At 65.9% G+C, this 19,021-nt stretch carries 20 protein-coding genes; 13 read left to right on the top strand and 7 right to left on the bottom strand.

What is annotated here, in order from left to right; translation table 11 throughout:
* Window positions 1–125: 125 nt before the first annotated feature.
* On the bottom strand, window positions 126–935 hold the full coding sequence (locus XI02_RS08805) for a 3'(2'),5'-bisphosphate nucleotidase CysQ (protein ID WP_172648546.1): 810 nt from the start codon (window positions 933–935) through the stop codon (window positions 126–128).
* Window positions 922–2,310: a TldD/PmbA family protein gene (locus tag XI02_RS08800; RefSeq protein WP_069278240.1), complete on the bottom strand. Its 1,389-nt coding sequence runs from the start codon at window positions 2,308–2,310 to the stop codon at window positions 922–924. Before XI02_RS08800 ends, XI02_RS08805 begins: the two co-directional genes overlap by 14 nt.
* 274 nt (window positions 2,311–2,584) lie before the next feature.
* On the opposite strand from XI02_RS08800, the gene XI02_RS08795 reads away from it, so the two are divergent.
* Window positions 2,585–3,109, top strand: a complete 525-nt coding sequence (locus XI02_RS08795; protein WP_026192252.1) for a DUF6101 family protein — start codon at window positions 2,585–2,587, stop codon at window positions 3,107–3,109.
* A 329-nt stretch (window positions 3,110–3,438) separates the two neighbouring features.
* Here the strand turns inward: XI02_RS08795 and ubiA are convergent, their stop codons facing one another.
* Complete coding sequence (ubiA, locus tag XI02_RS08790) at window positions 3,439–4,371, bottom strand: 4-hydroxybenzoate octaprenyltransferase (RefSeq protein WP_172648547.1); 933 nt, start codon at window positions 4,369–4,371, stop codon at window positions 3,439–3,441.
* A gap of 10 nt (window positions 4,372–4,381) precedes the next feature.
* Complete coding sequence (locus XI02_RS08785; protein ID WP_069278242.1) at window positions 4,382–5,113, bottom strand: hypothetical protein; 732 nt, start codon at window positions 5,111–5,113, stop codon at window positions 4,382–4,384.
* 456 nt (window positions 5,114–5,569) lie between these two features.
* Between XI02_RS08785 and XI02_RS08780 the strand changes: the two genes are divergently transcribed.
* From XI02_RS08780 to XI02_RS08755, 6 genes are all read left to right on the top strand, one after another.
* Window positions 5,570–6,370 (top strand): 16S rRNA (uracil(1498)-N(3))-methyltransferase, encoded by an 801-nt coding sequence (locus XI02_RS08780; RefSeq protein ID WP_172648548.1) that lies wholly within the window; start codon window positions 5,570–5,572, stop codon window positions 6,368–6,370.
* Between the two features lie 197 nt (window positions 6,371–6,567).
* Complete coding sequence (locus XI02_RS08775; protein WP_172648549.1) at window positions 6,568–7,737, top strand: ATP phosphoribosyltransferase regulatory subunit; 1,170 nt, start codon at window positions 6,568–6,570, stop codon at window positions 7,735–7,737.
* On the top strand, window positions 7,734–8,711 hold the full coding sequence (gene hisG / locus XI02_RS08770; RefSeq protein WP_172648550.1) for an ATP phosphoribosyltransferase: 978 nt from the start codon (window positions 7,734–7,736) through the stop codon (window positions 8,709–8,711). Before XI02_RS08775 ends, hisG begins: the two co-directional genes overlap by 4 nt.
* Before the next feature lie 141 nt (window positions 8,712–8,852).
* A complete protein-coding gene (locus tag XI02_RS08765; protein ID WP_069278244.1) occupies window positions 8,853–9,899 on the top strand; it encodes a glycosyltransferase family 2 protein in 1,047 nt (348 codons plus the stop codon).
* Entirely contained in the window at window positions 9,896–10,738 is an 843-nt protein-coding gene (locus XI02_RS08760; RefSeq protein WP_172648551.1) for a ChbG/HpnK family deacetylase, read from the top strand. Before XI02_RS08765 ends, XI02_RS08760 begins: the two co-directional genes overlap by 4 nt.
* Before the next feature lie 181 nt (window positions 10,739–10,919).
* Window positions 10,920–11,765 carry a DUF2076 domain-containing protein gene (locus XI02_RS08755; RefSeq protein ID WP_172648552.1) on the top strand — a complete coding sequence of 282 codons (846 nt, stop codon included), beginning with the start codon at window positions 10,920–10,922 and terminating at the stop codon, window positions 11,763–11,765.
* A gap of 213 nt (window positions 11,766–11,978) precedes the next feature.
* Here XI02_RS08755 and XI02_RS08750 read toward each other — a convergent pair whose 3' ends face one another.
* Window positions 11,979–12,785, bottom strand: a complete 807-nt coding sequence (locus tag XI02_RS08750) for a L,D-transpeptidase (RefSeq protein ID WP_038388045.1) — start codon at window positions 12,783–12,785, stop codon at window positions 11,979–11,981.
* A 309-nt stretch (window positions 12,786–13,094) separates the two neighbouring features.
* Here XI02_RS08750 and XI02_RS08745 point away from each other — a divergent pair, with 309 nt between their 5' ends.
* Window positions 13,095–13,871 carry a protein phosphatase CheZ gene (locus XI02_RS08745; RefSeq protein ID WP_172648553.1) on the top strand — a complete coding sequence of 259 codons (777 nt, stop codon included), beginning with the start codon at window positions 13,095–13,097 and terminating at the stop codon, window positions 13,869–13,871.
* A gap of 230 nt (window positions 13,872–14,101) precedes the next feature.
* The gene (locus XI02_RS45165) at window positions 14,102–14,380 is read left to right on the top strand and encodes a hypothetical protein (RefSeq protein ID WP_370143919.1); all 279 of its coding nucleotides are present in this window, start codon (window positions 14,102–14,104) and stop codon (window positions 14,378–14,380) included.
* A 256-nt stretch (window positions 14,381–14,636) separates the two neighbouring features.
* Here XI02_RS45165 and XI02_RS08740 read toward each other — a convergent pair whose 3' ends face one another.
* Window positions 14,637–15,155 (bottom strand): hypothetical protein, encoded by a 519-nt coding sequence (locus XI02_RS08740; protein ID WP_026192247.1) that lies wholly within the window; start codon window positions 15,153–15,155, stop codon window positions 14,637–14,639.
* A gap of 317 nt (window positions 15,156–15,472) precedes the next feature.
* Here XI02_RS08740 and XI02_RS08735 point away from each other — a divergent pair, with 317 nt between their 5' ends.
* From XI02_RS08735 to XI02_RS08725, 3 genes are all read left to right on the top strand, one after another.
* Complete coding sequence (locus XI02_RS08735; protein WP_172648554.1) at window positions 15,473–15,769, top strand: co-chaperone GroES; 297 nt, start codon at window positions 15,473–15,475, stop codon at window positions 15,767–15,769.
* A 181-nt stretch (window positions 15,770–15,950) separates the two neighbouring features.
* On the top strand, window positions 15,951–17,597 hold the full coding sequence (gene groL / locus XI02_RS08730; RefSeq protein ID WP_172648555.1) for a chaperonin GroEL: 1,647 nt from the start codon (window positions 15,951–15,953) through the stop codon (window positions 17,595–17,597).
* Window positions 17,598–17,690: 93 nt separating this feature from the next.
* Window positions 17,691–17,981 (top strand): hypothetical protein, encoded by a 291-nt coding sequence (locus tag XI02_RS08725; protein ID WP_016844940.1) that lies wholly within the window; start codon window positions 17,691–17,693, stop codon window positions 17,979–17,981.
* 31 nt (window positions 17,982–18,012) lie between these two features.
* Here XI02_RS08725 and XI02_RS08720 read toward each other — a convergent pair whose 3' ends face one another.
* Window positions 18,013–18,381 carry an antibiotic biosynthesis monooxygenase gene (locus tag XI02_RS08720; RefSeq protein WP_172648556.1) on the bottom strand — a complete coding sequence of 123 codons (369 nt, stop codon included), beginning with the start codon at window positions 18,379–18,381 and terminating at the stop codon, window positions 18,013–18,015.
* Between the two features lie 96 nt (window positions 18,382–18,477).
* On the opposite strand from XI02_RS08720, the gene XI02_RS08715 reads away from it, so the two are divergent.
* A complete protein-coding gene (locus tag XI02_RS08715) occupies window positions 18,478–18,954 on the top strand; it encodes a MarR family winged helix-turn-helix transcriptional regulator (protein WP_172648557.1) in 477 nt (158 codons plus the stop codon).
* Window positions 18,955–19,021 lie beyond the last annotated feature (67 nt).

Below are 19,021 nucleotides of genomic sequence, written 5' to 3'. Positions count from 1 at the left end.
GATGCCCGGCAAACAAATGAAGTCGTGGTCGTCACAGGTCTGGTCGTCACAAGGCTGGTCGTCACAAGGCTGTCGCAGCAGCTCTGGTCGTCACAATCGGAAACGCGGCGCGGATCGGCGGGGCCTCACGGCAAAGGACGGCTGCGGAAATGCTCGACAATGCGTACATGACGTTCGCGTCCTGCTGCCACCAGCACCCCATGCGTCACCTCCCGGCGATTGTACTCAATCGCGTCCCCCGAGAGCGCAGTCATCTTACCACCCGCTTCCTGCACGATCAAATTCGCGGCGGCAAGATCCCAGTCGCGGCTTTGCCCGCCGGCAAAGGCCGCGTCAAGTCGACCTTGTGCTACACGGCACAGGCGCAGCGCCAGCGATCCGATCCGCGGATAGAGCGTGATCTCGTCCGGCGTCGGGCTGAGCCGCTGCACCAGCGGCTTCGGTCCCGCCATCCGCGGAAAATTGAAATCGGTGCCTGCGGTTGCATGCACCGCGCCGTCGTTCAGGGTGGCGCCCTGTCCGCGGGCGGCGAAGAAGAATTCCTCGCTGATCGGCGCATACACCGCCGCGAGCACCGGAGATGCATTTTCAACCAGCGCCACACTGACGCACCAGTCCTCGCGGCCGGCGAGATAGGCGCGGGTGCCGTCGATCGGATCGACGATCCAGGTGAAGCGCTTGCCGAGCCGGGAGTCGTTGTCGGCGCTCTCTTCCGACAGCCAGCCGTAGCCGGGCGTTGCCGAACGCAGCTGCTGCTCCAGCAGGTCGTTGACGGCGATGTCGGCCTCGGAGACCGGCGAGGAGGCGCCCTTGATCCAGTTCTTCAATTCGGTGCGGAACAGCGACGATGCGAGCCGGCCCGCTTCCTGCACCGATCTGGTCAGCAAGGCGGCATCGCGCGCCTTGGTCCAGTCGTCCGTATCAGCGTCCGCCAAGCGTCAGGCCCTCGATGCGCAGCGTCGGCGAGTTGACGCCGTAGCGGAATTCCAGGTCGTTGGCGGCGACCAGCGACTTGAACATCGGCAGCAGATGGCCGGCGATGGTCACTTCGCTGACCGGATAGGTGATCTCGCCGTTCTCGATCCAGAAGCCGGACGCGCCGCGGCTGTAATCGCCGGTCACGCCGTTGACGCCGGAACCGATCAGGTCGGTGACATAGAAGCCCTGCTTGATGTCGGAGATCAGCTCCCTCGGCGTCACCGCACCCGGCTCGAGATGCAGATTATACGTTCCGGGCGAGGGCGAGGACGATACGCCGCGATGCGCATGCCCGGTCGTCACGAGGCCGAGCTCGCGCGCGGTCGCCGAATCCAGCACCCAGGTGGTGAGCACGCCCGCATCGATCAGCGCGGTCTTCTTCACCCTGACGCCCTCGGCATCGAAGGTCTGCGAGCGCAGCCCACGCACGCGCAACGGATCGTCGATGATGCGGATGTCTTTGGAGAACAGCTGCTCGCCGAGCTTGTCCTTCAGGAAGCTGGTCTTGCGCGCGATCGAGGCGCCGTTGATGGCGCCGACCAGATGGCCGACGATCGAGCCGGCCACCCTGGGATCGAACACCACCGGCACCTTGCAGGTCTCGACCTTGCGCGGATTGGCCCGCGCCACCGCGCGCTCTCCGGCCTTGCGACCAACGGCAGCAGGTGAATCGAGATCGGAGGCATGCGGCGCGCTGGTGAAATCGTAGTCGCGCTCCATGCCGGTGCCCTCACCGGAAATCGCCGTCGTCGAGATGCCGTGGCTGGAGCGCAGATAAGAACCGTGGAAGCCGGTCGACGTCACCAGCACCATGCCGCCGATCCCGGTCGAGGCCGACGCGCCGCCGGACTTGGTGACACCCTTGACCGCGAGCGCCGCAGTCTCCGCTTCGATCGCGCGCTGCTCCAGTTCGGCCGTGCTCGGAACCTTGCGATCGAGCAGATCGAGATCGGGGAAATCGTGTGCGTGGAGCGCCGGATCGGCCAGACCGACATATTTGTCGTCCGGCGCCACGCGCGCCATCGCGACCGCGCGCTCGGCAAGCTTGGCGACCCCGTCGCCGCTGACGTCATTGGTCGACACCACCGCCTGGCGCTGGCCGACGAATACCCGCAGGCCGACGTCATCGCCTTCGGAGCGTTCGGTTTCCTCGACGCGGCCGTCGCGCACCTCGACGCCCTGCGAGACGCCGCGCACCGCAATGGCATCGGCCGCATCGGCGCCCGCGCGCTTGGCGGCATCGACCAGGCGCTGCGCGAGGTCGCTCAGGCCCGATTGGTCGAACAGATCGGAGGTATCGCCGTGTCGCGATGCAGATGGTGAAGAGTTCACGAACGAATTCCTGCGGATTGAGGGGGGCCCGGAACGAGGTCGACAGATCCACCAGATGTGCCGGTTTCACAGGGATTTCAAGCACTTTGCGCCGGCAGGCAACAAAGATTTGAGTGATCGGGGCAAGGCTTCGTCAATCATGCGAGCCAACCTCTTGTCAATCATGGCGCGAGGTGAGGAGGGGTTAACCAGGCTTTTTAAGGGGGAACGGACATCGCTCGGCTAGGCTCTCACCCATCGACCGGGAACATAATCCCGGCGGGGAGACAAGGCTTTGAGGCGTCAAACACCAACAAGCGGAATCAATTCCGCCGGGTCGAGCCGCGCATTGCGGCTCGACCCTCTTTCCCTTCCGCTCAGCTTCCACGCGCAGGATGCGCGCGCGGATGGCGGCATGCGGCAGGTCGAGCTTCATCGCGAACACGTCGTGCTGCGCCGTGCTGTTCTCGGCATGCGGATGGCGGTCAATGTTCGCGTCAGCGACTTTCTCGGCGTCGCGGTGCGCGGGATCGACGACGCGCAGATGCTGGTGCTGGTTCACCGCGATCCCGCGCTCAGCATTCCGCTCGGCTCCAGTTCGGATGCCGAGGAGATCAGCTCCGCCTGGCAGATGTGGAGCGACATCTTCCGTCTCCCGCAACTGACCGAGCCGGCACCGCGGACGCCCTCCCCGCGCCGCCGTCGCCGCAACGCGATCCGCGCGCGGCGGCCGAAATTCCTGGTCCGCCGCCGCGCCGGCTTCCGGCTGCACGGCACCAGCGTACATCGCGGCGAACGCGAGATCATCGCGCGGGATTGAGCTTGCCACACTCAGCATTCCCTCCATCGCCGTCGTCCTGGCGAAAGCCAGGACCCATAACCACCGCATTCGGTGATGAACGGGATCGCGGCCCCAGCGTCGCGCAACAATTGTGATTTGGGGTAATGGGTCCTGGCTTTCGCCAGGACGACGATGAGGATGGGACGCAATTCAACATGTCAAACAGCGCGGTGTCATCATCCGCGCATGCGTGATTTGCCGCACCTCTCGCCGTCATTTCGGGCTGCGCAGGATAGGTAGAGCGAAGCGAAACCCATCAACTCTTGTCCTGCGGGCGAGAATGATGCTCCGCCCATCCTGCGAAGTCATCACGCCGCGCGCAGCACCGCGTCGACGACCAGGCTCGCGAACAGGATGAAGCCGGCGTCGCGGTTGGACTTGAAGATGCGCAGGCAGAGCGCGCCATCGCTGATGTCGAGCCGCCGGACCTGCCAGGCGAGATGCAGCGCGAACGCCGCTAGCCCGATCCAGGCCGGCCAGCGCGCCCCCGCGAGCGCGAACGCCACGCCGATCAGGAGCACGGCGAGACCATAGAAGATCACGAGCGCACGATGGGTGCGTGCACCGAACAGGCGCGCGGTGGATTTGACGCCGATCAGCGCATCATCCTCGGCGTCCTGATGGGCGTAGATGGTATCGTAGGCGATCACCCAGGCGATCGATCCGGCGTAGAGCGCAATCGCGGTCAGATCGATGCGCGCGAGCGTCACCGCAAATCCCATCAGCGCGCCGTAGGAGAAAGCGAGGCCGAGCACGACCTGCGGCCACCAGGTGATCCGCTTCATGAACGGGTAGATCGCGACGATCAGAAGCGAGGCGATGCCGGTCATGACAGCGAAACGGTTGAACTGCAGCAGCACGAGCAACCCGATCAGCGCCTGCAGGAGCATGAAGACCGCCGCCTGCGTCACCGTGACCTGCCCGGCGGGGATCGGCCGCGACCGCGTGCGTTCGACCTTGGCGTCGAGATCGCGATCGGTGATGTCGTTCCAGGTGCAGCCGGCGCCGCGCATCACGAAGGCGCCGATAAAGAACAGCAGGACCACGAGCGGCAGCGAGCGCACATCATGCGCGACGCCGGCAGCAAGCGCCGCCGACCACCAGCACGGCATCAACAGCAGCCAGGAGCCGATCGGCCGGTCGTAGCGCGCAAGCCGCAGATAGGGCCGCGTCCAGACCGGCGCATGGGTATCCACCCAGTTGCCTGTGGAGTCGGCAACGCGGGTGGAGACATCGCTCATGGGTGATCCATCAACGGGTGAGGACGTTGCCGTTCAGCGTATCGAAGGTGCTGCCGCCCTTCTTGGTCGGCGTCGCTTCCGGCAGCGAGGCGGACGAGCCGAGCACGTCGCTCAACGTCGGCCCCGCAGGCCCACGCGGCTGCGCCGCCGCCTGCTCCGCGACATTGCAGACTTTCTTCAGCAGCGCTTCGGTATTCTTGTGTCCGGCCTTGAGCTGGTCGGCGATCTGCGGCGGAATTCCGCACTTCTGCGCGTTGGTGTCGACATATTTGATCATCTTGATCTCGGCCTGGCTGTAATTGCCGATCAGCTTGCAGGCCTCCTGGGGGCTGGCGTGGCGATCGCTCGCCGCCTTGATCGCCTTGCCGCGCTTCTCCGCATCCTCACGCAGCGGCGTGAAATTCTTCATGCAGGCGTCGGCGGCACCACCACCCGCACCCGGCGGGGGCGGCGACGACAGCCCGCCACCGGCAATGGGGGCCGCGCCACTGCTCGGAAATGCCGACGGCGTGGCACCGACCCTGGCCGCCGGCGCGCCGTTGACCGGCGGGAATGCGGAATCCGAGGCGGTTCCGGCCTGGCTTGGACGCATACCATTGACCGGCGGAAACGCGGGGTCGGACGCGGTGCCGGCCTTACCGGCCTGATTGGGCAACGGGGCCGGAAAGGCGCTCTGCGCGGCGGCTTGCCCCACGGACAGGGCGGTCGCGGCAACGGTCAGCACGATCAGTCGGCGGATCATCGAGGGTGTTTCTCCGGCAAAAGGTCCAGGCAACCCCAGCGCAACAAAAACGAAGCAACGAATTTTGGGGGCGTTTTACGATTCCTGCGAGGCCTTAACAACCCGTCGATTTGGGCGACAGCGCGGCGTAGGGCCACACCGGCCACATTAAATTGTTCCCCGATTCTAAGCCTTTAGGCTACGAACGGCGGTAAAACCGGACCATCAAATTTGCCTGAACGCGATTTTCGGCAAGGCCTCGGTTTGGATTAACGGCCCGATGCCGCGCACGGGCGACTAAAAAGCCAAAGGGGCTGCGTGCAAGCGGCCCCTTGGACTGAAGAAATGACTTGGTGACAGAAGCAATATATCGACGCTTCCTTATCTACCCGGCCGGCGAGTTCCTGACGAGCCCGCGGGACTACGGTGTCGCATGGCTTGGTAAACTTGCGACACCGCAATGAAGCCGCCTCGGATATGCCTGAACACGATTTCCGCAGCCCCCGCCTGTTTGTCGATGCTCCGCTTGATGCCGGCGCAACCGTTCCGCTCGCACGCGACCAGAGCAACTATCTCGGCAACGTGCTGCGGCTTAACGCCGGCGACAGCGTGCTGGTGTTCAACGGCCGCGACGGCGAATGGCGCGCCGAGATTTCCGGCCGCAAGCGGGCCGACATGCTGACGGTATCAGCGCAGACCCGCGCGCAGGACCGCCTGCCCGATGTCGCTTGCGTGTTCGCGCCGCTGAAGCATGCGCGGCTCGATTACATGGTGCAGAAAGCCGTCGAGATGGGCGCCGCACGGCTCGTGCCGGTGCTGACACGCTTCACCCAGGTGTCGCGGGTCAATAGCGAGCGGATGCGCGCCAATGTGGTCGAGGCCGCCGAGCAATGCGGCATCATCTCGCTCGCCGAGGTCGCCGATCCCCTCCCCCTCGAACGCTTCCTGGCGGGGCGCGATCCGGCGCGGCTGCTGGTGTTCTGCGACGAGGCCGCCGAGGTCGCCAATCCGATCCAGGCGCTGCAAACCGCACAGGCTGCGAACGCCGGGATCGATGTCCTGATCGGCCCGGAAGGCGGCTTCGCCGAGGAGGAGCGGACGCTGCTGCTGCGCCAGCCCGCCATCCTCCGCCTCGCGCTCGGCCCGCGCATCCTGCGCGCCGACACCGCCGCCGTCGCGGCGCTGGCGCTGGTGCAGGCCGCACTGGGGGATTGGGGAGATAGTGATGGACGCACCGGCGGAAGGGTTCCCTCCCCCCTTGCGGGGGAGGGAGCCTGAGAGGCGTGCTCGCATCACGCGCGATTTCGGCGTACCCGGCCCCTAGCCAAGCCGTCGCAAAATCGTTAACGAACCCAATCATTAAGCCACTTGGCCGATCCCTGTCGAAAGCATGGGCCGACCGTGCTAAGGGCTCCACAAACACCACCCATGGAACCCGCTCTGGAACGCGATTTCGGAGCGAATTGGACGTCGAGATGACCGAAGCTGCCGCACCACGATCCGCCGCCGGATCCGCCGTCTGGGCGGATGCGCTGCTGGCCTCGTTCGCGCAGGCCGGCTATCAGAGGTCCGAGCCCGCGATCCTGCAGCCGGCCGAGCCGTTCCTCGATCTCTCCGGCGAGGACATCCGCAAGAGCCTTTACCTGACGACCGACCCGGGCGGCGAGGAGCTCTGCCTGCGCCCGGACCTCACGATCCCGGTGGCGCGCGATTACCTCGCCTCGCCGCGCGCCGGCCAGCCGGCCGGCTTCAGCTATCTCGGTCCGGTGTTCCGCTATCGCGGCGGTGCGCCGAGCCAGTTCCTGCAGGCCGGCATCGAATCGTTCGGGCGGCAGGACCGTGCCGCGGCCGATGCCGAGATGCTGGCGCTGGCGCTGGAGGCGACCACCGCGTTCGGGTTGAAGGACGTCGAGATCCGCACCGGCGACGTCGCGCTGTTCAACGCGCTGATCGATGCGCTCGACCTCTATCCGGTGTGGCGGCGCCGGCTGATCAAGGACTTCAACCGCAAGGTCTCGCTGACCGACGACATCGAGCAGCTGACGCTCAAGACCGCGCCGGGCCGCAACGAATATGAGGGCGTGCTCGCTGCGCTGGCCGGCTCCGACCGCAAGGCGGCGCTGGCGCTGGTCACCGATCTGATGTCGATCGCCGGCACCACCAATGTCGGCGGCCGCACGGTGGCGGAGATCGCCGACCGTTTCCTTGAGCAATCGACGCTGAAGGGCGGCGCGCTGCCGCGTGACGCGGTCGCGACCATCAAGCGCTTCCTGGCGATCGCAGGCGATCCCGACGACGCGGTCGCGCAATTGCGCGCGCTGGCTGGCGACGCCAAGCTCAACCTTGCCGCGGCGATCGACCAGCTCGAGAGCCGGATCGGCTTCATGGCCGCGCGCGGCATCGACATCCGAAAGACCCGGTTCTCCACCGCGTTCGGCCGCGGCCTCGACTACTACACCGGCTTCGAGTTCGAGCTGCACGCCAAGGGCAACGGCGCCGAGCCGCTGGTCGCCGGCGGCCGCTACGACGGGCTGATGACGCAGCTCGGCTCGGCGAGCCCGATCCCCGCGGTTGGCTTCTCGGTCTGGATCGAGGCGATGACCCGGCATGGCCAGGCCACCTCCTCCTTCGGAGGCGCCCAATGAGCACGCCCTTCGTCGTCGCCGTTCCCTCCAAGGGGCGGCTGCAGGAAAACGCCGAAAGCTTCTTCGCCCGCGCCGGGCTGACCTTGTCGAAGGCCGGCGGCGCCCGCGACTATCGCGGCACCATCGCCGGCGTCGACAATGTCGAGATCGCCTATCTCTCGGCGAGCGAGATCGCGGCCAATCTGGCGCGCGGCTCGGTGCATCTCGGCGTCACCGGCGAGGACCTGGTGCGCGAGAGCATTCCCGATGCCGACAAGCGCGTGCTGATGATCGAAGGCCTCGGCTTCGGCTATGCCAATGTCGTGGTCGCGGTGCCGCAGGCCTGGATCGACGTCCGCACCATGGCCGATCTCGACGACGTCGCAAGCGGCTTCCGCGAGCAGCACAATCACCGCATGCGGGTGGCGACCAAATACATCAATCTGACGCGCGGCTTCTTTGCCAGGCACGGCGTCGGCGACTACCGCATCGTCGAAAGCGCCGGCGCCACCGAGGGCGCGCCCGCCGCCGGCACCGCCGAACTGATCGTCGACATCACGACGACCGGGGCGACGCTCACCGCCAACGGGCTCAAGGTGCTCGACGACGGCGTGATGCTGCGCAGCCAGGCCAACCTCGTTGCGTCGCGGGATGCCGACTGGTCGACCGGCGCCCGCGAGACCGCGCGCGTGATCCTCGACCACATCGCGGCGCGCGCCCGCGCCAGCAAGTATCGCGAGGTCCGCACCCGTTTCGCCGGCTGCAACGATACGCTGCTCTCGGAGGCGCATAACCGCTTCGGCGTGGTCGCCCCGTTCGGCGGCCCGACCTCGTCGGGCATGCTTACGCTGCACTGCCCACCGGGCAAGCTCTACGCGCTCGGCAGCTTCCTGCGCGAGCACGGCGCCGAAACCGTGTCGGTGGTGTCGCTGGACTATGTGTTCGATCGCGAGAACCCGCTGTTCGCCAGGCTCGAGGCGTTCCTGCGACAATGAGGCGGCCTCGCCGTTCATGTTGGCGACAGCTGCCCTGCGGTACCATATTGTGTTCAAGGGATCTCTCGTTTTGACGCGTTTTCCTTGCGCGAGGCGGAAGGCCGCTTCGCTCGAAAACGCTCTAGTTCTGGAACCTGACCGATGATGCTGGGCTCTGACGTTTCCAGCCTGACCACGACCGCCAAGACCGCCGCCGGGCAGGGTCTGTCGATCGTCGTGCCCGTCTACAACGAGGCGGCCGGGCTTGCGGCGCTGCATGAGCGGCTGGTCAGCCTCGCCAGGACGCTGCGCGCCCGCTACGGCCTCGCCTGCGAAGTGATCTATGTCGATGACGGCAGCGCGGACAACACGCTGATGATCGCGCGCGGCCTGCCCGCCGACGGGCTCGACCTGCAGGTGGTGTCGCTGTCGCGCAATTTCGGCAAGGAGGCGGCGCTGATGGCCGGCCTCGACCACGCCCGCCGCGGCGCGGTGCTGTTCATGGACGGCGACGGCCAGCATCCGCCGACGCTCGTGGAGCAACTGGTCGCACACTGGATCGATGACGGCTACGACGTGGTCTACACGGCGAAGGCGCATCGCGACAATGAATCGGCCGCGCGGCGGCTGGCCGTGCGCGGCTTCTACGCGCTGATCAACTGGGGCGCCCGGCAGCAGATCCCGGAGGATGCCGGCGACTTCCGCCTGCTGTCGCCGCGCGCGGCCGCGGCCCTGCGGCAATTGCCGGAGCGCAACCGCTTCTTCAAGGGCCTCGCCAGCTGGATCGGCTTCCGGCAGATCCGCGTCGACTACGAGCCGGCGCCGCGCGCGCACGGCGTCACCACCTTCAATGCCGGCCGGCTGATCGGCCTGTCGATCGAGGGCCTGACCTCGTTCTCGGTGGCGCCGCTGCGCTTTGCCAGCCTGCTCGGCGCGCTGCTCGCCGGCGCGGCGTTCCTGTTCGGCCTCTCGATTCTCTGGGAAGTGCTGACGACCGGCAAGCAGGTTCCCGGCTATCCGTCGCTGATGATCGGCATGATGACGATCGGCGGCGTGCAGCTGATCATGATCGGCATCGTCGGCGAATATATCGGCAAGATCCTCTCCGAGCTGAAGGCGCGGCCGATCTACTTCGTCGCCGAGCACACCGAGAAGCACGCCGACGGCGGCGCGGCGCAAAACGCCTCCGAGCGGACCGCCGCGGAATGAACACCGATACGCCGCGCCGGATCTGGCTGTGTGCTGACGACTATGGCTTGAGCGACGGCGTCAACCGCGCGATCCGCGATCTGATCGAGCGCGGCCGCCTCAATGCGACGTCCGTGATGACGGTGACGCCGGCGATCGGCCGCGATGCGGCCGGCGCGCTCACGGCGTCGGTGGCGAACAGCCCGCGCTGCGCGATCGGGCTGCATGTGACGCTGACCGCGCCGTTCCGGCCGCTGACGATGCATTTCCGCCCGCTCGACGGCGACATGTTCCTGCCCTTCCCGCGGCTGCTGCGCGCCGGGCTGATGCACCGGCTCGATGCCGAACTGGTCCATGCCGAGGTGCTGGCGCAGCTCGACGCCTTCCATGATCTGTTTGGCCGCGCACCCGACTTCGTCGACGGTCATCAGCACGCGCAGCTGTTCCCGCAGGTGCGCGACGGCTTCCTGCGCGCCGTGAAGGAGCGCGCGCCCGATGCCTGGGTGCGGCAGTGCGGACGCGAAGGCCCGCTGGCGCGCCAGCTGGCTGCGCCGAAGGCGCTGGTGCTGAACGTGCTCAGCACGCAATTCCGGATCAAGGCACAGCGAGCGGGCCTGCGGTTCAATCCGGCCTTCGCCGGCGCCTATGATTTTACACGCGGCAATGATTTCGCGGCGCTGATGCAGGGCTTCCTCGACGGCCTGCCGGAGGACGGGCTCGTGATGTGCCATCCCGGTTTCGTCGACGAAACGCTGAAGAGCCTCGATCCGCTGACGACGCAGCGCGAGACCGAGCATGCCTATCTGGCAGGCGACGATTTCCCCGCGCTGCTGGCCCTGAATAAAGTTACACTGGCCTGAACCGGTCCCCACCCCGCATCAAGTGCGGGGCAGGCTTCGCTCGAAAACGCTTTAAGGTTCACGAAAAACCGCCGGTCGTATTGTCGCATACATAAATTTAATTCTGGCCCCCACTCCTTGCGCCACAAACCCAGTCCTACATCCCGGACGCGCCGATTCGATCGACGCGATGGAGAACGCCATGACACCGCAAGAACGCCAACTGATCGACGATCTCTTCGACCGGCTCGCCAAGCTGGAGAATGCCCCGCGCGACGGCGAGGCCATGTCCGCGATCATGCAGGGCCTGCGCAGCGCGCCGAATGCGGTCTACGCGCTGGTGCAGACCGCGCTGGTGCAGGACGAGGCGCTGAAGCGCGCCCATGACCGGATCCAGGAACTCGAGGCCGCGGTCGGCCAGCAGCCGGGAGCCCAGCAGCAGGGCGGCGGTTTCCTCGATTCGATGCGCGACGCGATCTTCGGCGGACAGGGCCAGCAGCATGGCTCGGTGCCGCCAGTGCGGGCGCCCGACATGGGCGGCCGCGATCCGGGCGGCCGCCCGGTCTGGAACTCGGGCCAGGCGATGCAGCAGGCCGGCGGCGGCTATGGCCAGCCGGCGCAACCCTATGGCCAGGGCTATGGCGGCCCGCGACCGCCGGCGTTCGGCGGCGCGCCGGGTGGCGGTGGCGGCTCGTTCCTCGGGACTGCTGCTGCGGCGGCGGCCGGCGTGGTCGGCGGCGGACTGTTGCTCTCCAGCATCCGCGGCATGATGGGTGGCGGCAGCCACCAGTCGCTGGCCGATTCCGGCAGCCTCGGCGGCGGGTCGCGCTCCGATTCGCGTCCTTGGGGCGGCGACCAGTCGTCGAGCGACTTGGCGCGTGACGCCGGGATCAACGATGTCGGCTCCAACCGCGACAGCGGCTCGCGCGCCGGCGCGTTCGACCAGGCGCAGGCCGACCGGGACAGTGACGATGATCAAGACGCCGACGACTTCGACAATGACGACGACGGCTTCGATGGTGGCGGCGACGACAGCAACTACGCGTAAGCGTATGCGTTTCGCCTGAACACGAACGGCCGCTCCATCGAGCGGCCGTTTTGATTCCGTCGTCCCGGCTTTCGCCGGGACCCATCACCACAACCGTGCAAGATTTGACACGGCTGGGGCTACAGCTTCTGTCAGTAACAACCGCCTGTGGTTATGGATCCCGGCTTTCGCCGGGACGACCCCATCTTTGGGGCACCTTCTTCAAAAACACGCTCACATCACCACGACCTTGGCCCCGACATTGACGCGGCCGTAGAGGTCGATGACGTCCTCGTTGCGCATCCGGATGCAGCCGGACGAGACGTTGGTGCCGATCGTCCAGGGCTCGTTGGAGCCGTGGATGCGGTAGAGCGAGGAGCCGAGATACATCGCGCGAGCGCCGAGCGGATTTTCCGGGCCGCCTTCCATGTGCCGCGGCAGGTCGGGACGGCGCGCCAGCATTTCCGGCGGCGGCGTCCAGGCCGGCCACTCCTTCTTGGCGGAGATCGTCTTCACGCCGGCCCAGGTGAAGCCGGGCCGGCCGACGCCGATGCCGTAGCGCAGCGCACGGCCGTCGCCCTGCACCAGATAGAGAAACTTGTTCGGCGTATCGACGACGATGGTGCCGGCGCCTTCCTTGCCGCTATAGTCGACCAGCTGCTTTTCGTATCTCGGATCGAACGGACGCTGCGCCGGATCGCCCGCGGCCTCCTCCTGCTGCCGGAGCATCTGCTGCTGCGGATCCATCGGCGGCAGCTGACGGTTGCCGTAATAGCCGGGCTGCTGCTGATACATCGGCTGCGGCGAATAACCCTGCGACGACGGCGCGTCGCCGAACAGGAATTCGATGAAGCCGCCGCCCATGTTGGAGCGCTGCGGCTGCACATAGGCGGTGCGCATCGGCGGCTGCGGAGCGCCCTGATTGGCATAGATGACGGCGGGCCCGGCGGGCGCTGCCGCGTCGATCGCCATGGCGTGATGGGGAACGGCAATAAGAGAAGACGCGCCGGCGAGCAGCGCAAGCGTGGTTTTCCTGAACATCGACGTACTCTGTACTGGTTTCGTCGCGACGTGATGCGCGAGGGCGCCGACTTTGCGCCATTGCACGTGGTCAATAAGCAATGAAAACCGCATCGGTTTGGTAAATGGATCAGCCGTTCCGATTCACCACGTCGGCAATGCAGGGCGGTTTTCCCTGACAGCGTTTATTTTGCGTGAACGGCGCGGCGACATGGTTAATCGCCGGTATCGCACGCTTGCGCGCTATCCGCGCAAACAGTTCCGGCGTGAACCTGACGTTAAATCCGCTCTGTCTAGAACGGACTTCAGTGAAGGGGCGGGAATGAAATCATGTCAGTGAAGCGCAAGCGTTTTCGTGTCGAGCAGGCGATGGGCGAGGTTGTGATGCCGGAGCCGGAGGTTTCCGGCGGCGCCGATCTCGGTCCGATGCATCGCGAGATCATGGCCGAGCTTCGCTCGATCCGCGCGCAGATGGCCGCAGCACCGGCACAGCGCACCGGCGACAGCGTCGATGCCGCGGTCGCCCGCGAAGTCGCCGAGACCCATGCGCTGCTCGAGACCTACCGCGCGCAGGTCGAACAGTGCGAGAAGCTCAAGGTCGAGCTCGACCTGATCCACGACGCGATCAGCCGCACCAAGCGCGAGATCGCCGTGCTGCACGGCAAGAGCTTCAACGGCGAGGAGATGGCCAAGGTCAATGGCGAGCTCGGCGCCGTGGTCGGCGGCACCGAACAGGCCACCCAGCAGATCCTCGAGGCGGTGGAGGCGATCGACCAGGCCGCGACCGCGCTGGCGAACAACGTCACGCCCGACCAGCAGAAGCGGCTCAGCGAAGATATTCAGGAGCGCGTGGTCTCGATCTTCGAGGCCTGCAACTTCCAGGACCTCACCGGCCAGCGCATCAGCAAGGTGATGCAGACCATGAAGTTCATCGAACAGCACATCAACGAGATGATGAACATCTGGGGCGGCGTCGACGCTATCAAGTCGCACGTCCCGGCGATCGTCGACACCCGCGAGGGCGATGCCCGCCTGCTCAACGGCCCGAAGCTCGACGGCGACGCCGGCCATGCCTCGCAGGACGACATCGACGCGATGTTCAACTGAGGTTTTTGGAATTGAGACGTCGGCCTTCGGGCCGGCGTTCTTGTTTGAGCATATGCACTCCGTAGGAGTCACCAGACATGGCGCCGCCCTCGTGCGGTGCCATTGCGCCCACTTCTCGCACAGACGTACAGCCGCGCGCGGGCGTTGATCTACGTCAACGCGATCCGTCCCTTGCCGCTCATATGTTGGACCCCGCCCGAAGCGGCGCACCATCTTTTGTCTCGCCCGCGATGAGGAGGATCACCATGCATCGGACGAACATTGTTTCGATCAAGTCCGTGACGGCTGCGGGAATTGCGACCAGCCTCATGTTGGGGTTTGCAGCTGTCGCTCTCACGCCAGCGCCGGCCAAGGCCGTGGTTTACTGCACGTATGTCGGTTACCCGCAGGGTTGCGTGGCGAGGGCGGGCGTCGTGCTCAGGCCTCGTCCGGTGGCGCGGGCCGCGGTCCGTCATAACGCGGGCGGCAATTTGAATGGCGGCGTCAATCGGGTTGGCGTGCGGCGGTAAGACAGTTGTTTGCGGGTCACCATTTTTAAACGGGAGACGACCTCGCGGCCGCCGTCTTGTCGTGGGTCGATGCTTCGCATCCGCTATGGCGCGCCGGATGAATGGGCGTCGCCGCACACGCGGATCGCGAGAGGATCACTCGCGAAGAGAGACCCCTCACCCGGATTGCATCTGGCGATGCAATCCGACTCTCCCGCAGGGGGAGAGGTTGCCGACTGTGCGGCGCTATGTCGGCAGATCGCTCGAAGTCCCGCCGTTACGCCCTCGGGGCGCAGCGGACGTAGACCATGTTGCCGTAGCGGACCCCGGCGTCCTTGTCGACGAAGCGGGTGATCATGACGCGGCCGTCGAACGAGACGATCTCGCGGTCTTGCTCGCCGGGCGTCGGTCCTGGCGGGCCGATATAGTTCTTGCCGCTCGGGGAACCTTTCAGCCGCAGTTCCTGCGGGGTGGCCTGGTCGGCCAGATGCATGATGACGCCGCCGTTCTGGCCGGCGCCGATCACGTAAGGCTGCTTGCACTGGCCGCGCGCGGCGGCCTCGGTGCGGGCACGGTCGGCGGGATTCTGGAACGAGGCGAGACCCCAGCGGCCGACGATCTCATCGGCGCGAATGCTTGCGGGCATTTCGGGGGCTACGCCCGGCTCGGCCGGCGCCGGCTCAGGGTTCGACGACAACGACGGCAGGCTCATGCTGCCACACGCCCCCAAGAGTGTCGTCAGCGCCGAAACAGCCGCGAACCGTGCGACCAATCGCGCGTTGAATGACCTGATCATATGCATCCCCCGACTATGTCCCGGCTGCACCCGTCCTGCAGCCAAGCGTAAAACTTAAGGCGGAGCAATGACGTCTGACAAAATTACGTCATCGCTACGATTTGGTTTCTGGTCCACCATCCTATATTGGCCTCACCAAGGCCTTAACCCGTTTGCTTGACAGAAACTGCGCCAAGCCATATTTCCCGGCCCACAATTAGCACTCTCGCACCACGATTGCTAAGAGCGCCGGGCGTCCTGCCCAGCGCCGACCGGCCGGCATCCGACGCCGGTCCCGATGAACCGGACCTGAAACCGAGCCTCCAAGAGGGAACGTCATGGCTAAATCCACCTTCCGCCCCCTGCACGACCGCGTCGTGGTCAAGCGTATCGATGCCGAGGAGAAGTCCAAGGGCGGCATCATCATTCCGGACTCGGCCAAGGAGAAGCCGTCCCAGGGCGAGATCATCGCCGTCGGACCGGGGGGCCGCGACGAGGCCGGCAAGCTGATCCCGATCGACCTCAAGGTCGGCGACCGCGTGCTGTTCGGCAAATGGTCGGGCACCGAGGTCAAGCTCGACAACCAGGAACTCCTGATCATGAAGGAGTCCGACATCATGGGCGTGCTGGCGTAACGCCTTGGACTCCGAGGGCCGCCGCGCCCTCTGCTGTCATGCCCGGGCAGAAGCGCGTCTTCGCGCTAGATGACCCGGGCATCCATCAATCTTCTGAAGCGATGGATTGCCGGGTCAAACACGGCAATGACGAGAAAAACGAGCGACAAGCAATCCACAGACATTCCAGGAGTTCAAATCAATGGCTGCCAAGGACGTAAAATTCGCCGGAGAGGCCCGCGACCGCATGCTGCGCGGTGTCGACGTGCTCGCCAACGCCGTGAAGGTGACGCTCGGCCCGAAGGGCCGCAACGTCGTCATCGAGAAGAGCTTCGGCGCTCCCCGCATCACCAAGGACGGCGTCACCGTCGCCAAGGAGATCGAGCTCGACGACAAGTTCGAGAACATGGGCGCGCAGATGCTGCGCGAGGTCGCTTCCAAGACCAACGACACCGCCGGTGACGGCACCACCACCGCGACCGTGCTGGCGCAGGCCATCGTCCGCGAGGGCGCCAAGTCGGTCGCCGCCGGCATGAACCCGATGGACCTCAAGCGCGGCATCGACACCGCGGTCGCGGCCGTGATCAAGGACATCGAGAAGCGCGCCAAGCCGGTCGCCTCCTCGTCCGAAGTCGCCCAGGTCGGCACCATCTCGGCCAATGGCGATGCCGCGATCGGCAAGATGATCGCGCAGGCGATGCAGAAGGTCGGCAACGAGGGCGTGATCACCGTCGAGGAGAACAAGTCGCTCGAGACCGAGGTCGATATCGTCGAGGGCATGAAGTTCGACCGTGGCTACCTCAGCCCCTACTTCATCACCAACGCCGAGAAGATGACCGCCGAGCTCGAGGATGCCTACATCCTGCTGCACGAGAAGAAGCTGTCCGGCCTGCAGTCCATGCTGCCGGTGCTGGAAGCCGTGGTGCAGTCGGGCCGTCCGCTCTTGATCCTCGCCGAGGACGTCGAGGGCGAGGCGCTGGCGACCTTGGTCGTCAACCGCCTGCGCGGCGGGCTCAAGGTCGCCGCCGTCAAGGCGCCGGGCTTCGGCGATCGCCGCAAGGCGATGCTGGAGGACATCGCGATCCTGACCGGCGGTCAGCTGATCTCCGACGACCTCGGCATGAAGCTCGAGAGCGTCACGATCAACATGCTCGGCCGCGCCGGCAAGATCGTGATCGACAAGGAGAACACCACGATCGTGAAGGGCGCCGGCAAGAAGAAGGACATCGACGCCCGCGTTGGCCAGATCAAGGCGCAGATCGAGGAGACCACCTCGGACTACGACCGTGAGAAGCTGCAGGAGCGCCTTGCCAAGCTCGCCGGCGGCGTTGCCGTCATCAAGGTCGGCGGCGCGACCGAGGTCGAGGTCAAGGAGAAGAAGGACCGTGTCGAGGACGCGCTGAACGCGACCCGCGCCGCGGTGCAGGAAGGTATCGTCCCGGGCGGCGGCGTCGCACTGCTGCGCGCCAAGAAGGCGGTCGGCCGGCTCACCAACCCGAATGCCGACGTCCAGGCCGGCATCAACATCGTGCTCAAGGCGCTCGAAGCTCCGGTCCGCCAGATCTCCGAGAATGCCGGTGTCGAGGGCTCGATCGTGGTCGGCAAGATCCTCGAGAACAAGTCGGAGACCTTCGGCTTCGACGCGCAGACCGAGGACTATGTCGACATGGTCGACAAGGGCATCATCGACCCCGCCAAGGTGGTGCGCACCGCCTTGCAGGACGCCTCGTCGGTAGCCGGCCTCTTGGTGACCACCGAGGCGATGGTCGCCGAAGTGCCGAAGGATGCGGCGCCGGCGATGCCGGGCGGTGGCAGCATGGGTGGAATGGGCGGCATGGGCGGCTTCTAAGCCCCTCCGCACATTCGCGTCGAGATCGAAGGCCGCCTCCGGGCGGCCTTCCTTTTTGCAGTTTGATTACGTTCGAGATGTAGCGATCATCCCATGTCCCGCGACGCCAAATCGTTGACGTCGACGCTCGCGCTGTTCTACGCGATCGGCGCGTTGCTCGCGGTCGGCGCCTATGCCCTGGACAGTATCGACGATCTTGCGATCGTTCTGACGTTCTGGCTCAGGCAAACGCTGACGTTCGTCGTCCTCGCCGCGGGCTATGGGCTCTATTACGTCATTTCCGGTTCTGCCGGCCATCGTCCAAAAGCGCCGCTGCGATTTCTGGACATATCGTTTCTGGCCGCTGCTGCCACACTCGGGGTTGGCATGCTGGTGCACAGCTGACCGATCCTTGACGCGACGGCCTGACAGTCCGTTACGCGACGCACACGCCCGGGATAGCCACCTTCTGGAACAGGTGCGGCGAGGCCACCGCCGAGGCCGGATAGGCCGAAAGCTTGGCCCTGAACTCAGGGTTCATGAACGCGGCGCGGAAGGCCGCAGTCGAGTCCCACACTGCGTAGTTCAGATAGGCCGGGCTCTCGCCGATCGCGCGGTGCAGCTGGGTCGAGATGAAACCCGGCTGCCGCTTCATGATGGCGGCGTCGTCCTGCCAGGCCTTGAGAAACGCGTCCTCGTCGGCCGCATCGAGCGTGAAGAGGTTGACGAGCACGACGTTCGTGGCATCGACCGCGAGCTGGCGGTCGATCGGGAAAGCGGGGTCCAGGGGGCGCATCTGCGGCATGGTTGGCTCCGTTCTACATGGTGTTATGATGTCATTCCGTTATAATGGATACATATATATTGACATCATAATGTCAATACGTTCATATGGTGACACATGCCGAATGCAAAACGAACGCCGGCGGGCGAAGCGCTGAGCACCCTGATTCCCGACCTGTTCAGGCTCAACAGCCTGCTGTTCACATCAGGCGACCGGCTGGTGGCCGGGCTCGGGCTGACCAGCGCACGCTGGCAGATCCTCGGCGCCATCGTCGCCGCCGAGCGCCCGCAACCGGTCGCGTGGCTGGCGCGCGACCTCGGCGCTGCCAGACAGAACGTGCAGCGGATCGTCAACGACCTCGAGCGGGACGGACTGGTGGCCTTCGAGACCAACCCGCATCACCGCCGCGCCCAGCTCGTCGTGCTGACCGCCAAGGGGCGGCAAAGCTTCGACGCGGCGATGCGCCTGCAGCTGCCCTGGGTGAACGGCCTCGCCGACGGGCTCTCGATGAAGGACCTCGAAACCGTGGGCCGCGTCGTGACGGTGCTGCGCGGCCGGCTGGAGAGCGGCGAGGAACCTGACGAACGCACATGACCGCGATCGCGGCGCGAGGCCGCCGTTAGGCGGCCTTCTTTTTTGGCCAATGACATGGAGGTTTGCT

Source organism: Bradyrhizobium sp. CCBAU 21365 (assembly GCF_015291305.1).
Classification (GTDB): Bacteria; Pseudomonadota; Alphaproteobacteria; order Rhizobiales; family Xanthobacteraceae; genus Bradyrhizobium; species Bradyrhizobium elkanii.
The sequence above is the reverse complement of the archived record's forward strand: the minus strand, read 5'-3'. Positions and strand labels throughout refer to the sequence as shown.

Excerpts from the sequence above, each read along its gene's own strand:
- ubiA (WP_172648547.1), bottom strand. The coding sequence starts at position 4,371 with ATGAGCGATGTCTCCACCCGCGTTGCCGACTCCACAGGCAACTGGGTG.
- XI02_RS08785 (WP_069278242.1), bottom strand. The coding sequence starts at position 5,113 with ATGATCCGCCGACTGATCGTGCTGACCGTTGCCGCGACCGCCCTGTCC.
- XI02_RS08780 (WP_172648548.1), top strand. The coding sequence starts at position 5,570 with ATGCCTGAACACGATTTCCGCAGCCCCCGCCTGTTTGTCGATGCTCCG.
- XI02_RS08775 (WP_172648549.1), top strand. The coding sequence starts at position 6,568 with ATGACCGAAGCTGCCGCACCACGATCCGCCGCCGGATCCGCCGTCTGG.
- hisG (WP_172648550.1), top strand. The coding sequence starts at position 7,734 with ATGAGCACGCCCTTCGTCGTCGCCGTTCCCTCCAAGGGGCGGCTGCAG.
- XI02_RS08765 (WP_069278244.1), top strand. The coding sequence starts at position 8,853 with ATGATGCTGGGCTCTGACGTTTCCAGCCTGACCACGACCGCCAAGACC.
- XI02_RS08760 (WP_172648551.1), top strand. The coding sequence starts at position 9,896 with ATGAACACCGATACGCCGCGCCGGATCTGGCTGTGTGCTGACGACTAT.
- XI02_RS08755 (WP_172648552.1), top strand. The coding sequence starts at position 10,920 with ATGACACCGCAAGAACGCCAACTGATCGACGATCTCTTCGACCGGCTC.
- XI02_RS08750 (WP_038388045.1), bottom strand. The coding sequence starts at position 12,785 with ATGTTCAGGAAAACCACGCTTGCGCTGCTCGCCGGCGCGTCTTCTCTT.
- XI02_RS08745 (WP_172648553.1), top strand. The coding sequence starts at position 13,095 with ATGTCAGTGAAGCGCAAGCGTTTTCGTGTCGAGCAGGCGATGGGCGAG.
- XI02_RS45165 (WP_370143919.1), top strand. The coding sequence starts at position 14,102 with ATGAGGAGGATCACCATGCATCGGACGAACATTGTTTCGATCAAGTCC.
- XI02_RS08740 (WP_026192247.1), bottom strand. The coding sequence starts at position 15,155 with ATGATCAGGTCATTCAACGCGCGATTGGTCGCACGGTTCGCGGCTGTT.
- XI02_RS08735 (WP_172648554.1), top strand. The coding sequence starts at position 15,473 with ATGGCTAAATCCACCTTCCGCCCCCTGCACGACCGCGTCGTGGTCAAG.
- groL (WP_172648555.1), top strand. The coding sequence starts at position 15,951 with ATGGCTGCCAAGGACGTAAAATTCGCCGGAGAGGCCCGCGACCGCATG.
- XI02_RS08725 (WP_016844940.1), top strand. The coding sequence starts at position 17,691 with ATGTCCCGCGACGCCAAATCGTTGACGTCGACGCTCGCGCTGTTCTAC.
- XI02_RS08720 (WP_172648556.1), bottom strand. The coding sequence starts at position 18,381 with ATGCCGCAGATGCGCCCCCTGGACCCCGCTTTCCCGATCGACCGCCAG.
- XI02_RS08715 (WP_172648557.1), top strand. The coding sequence starts at position 18,478 with ATGCCGAATGCAAAACGAACGCCGGCGGGCGAAGCGCTGAGCACCCTG.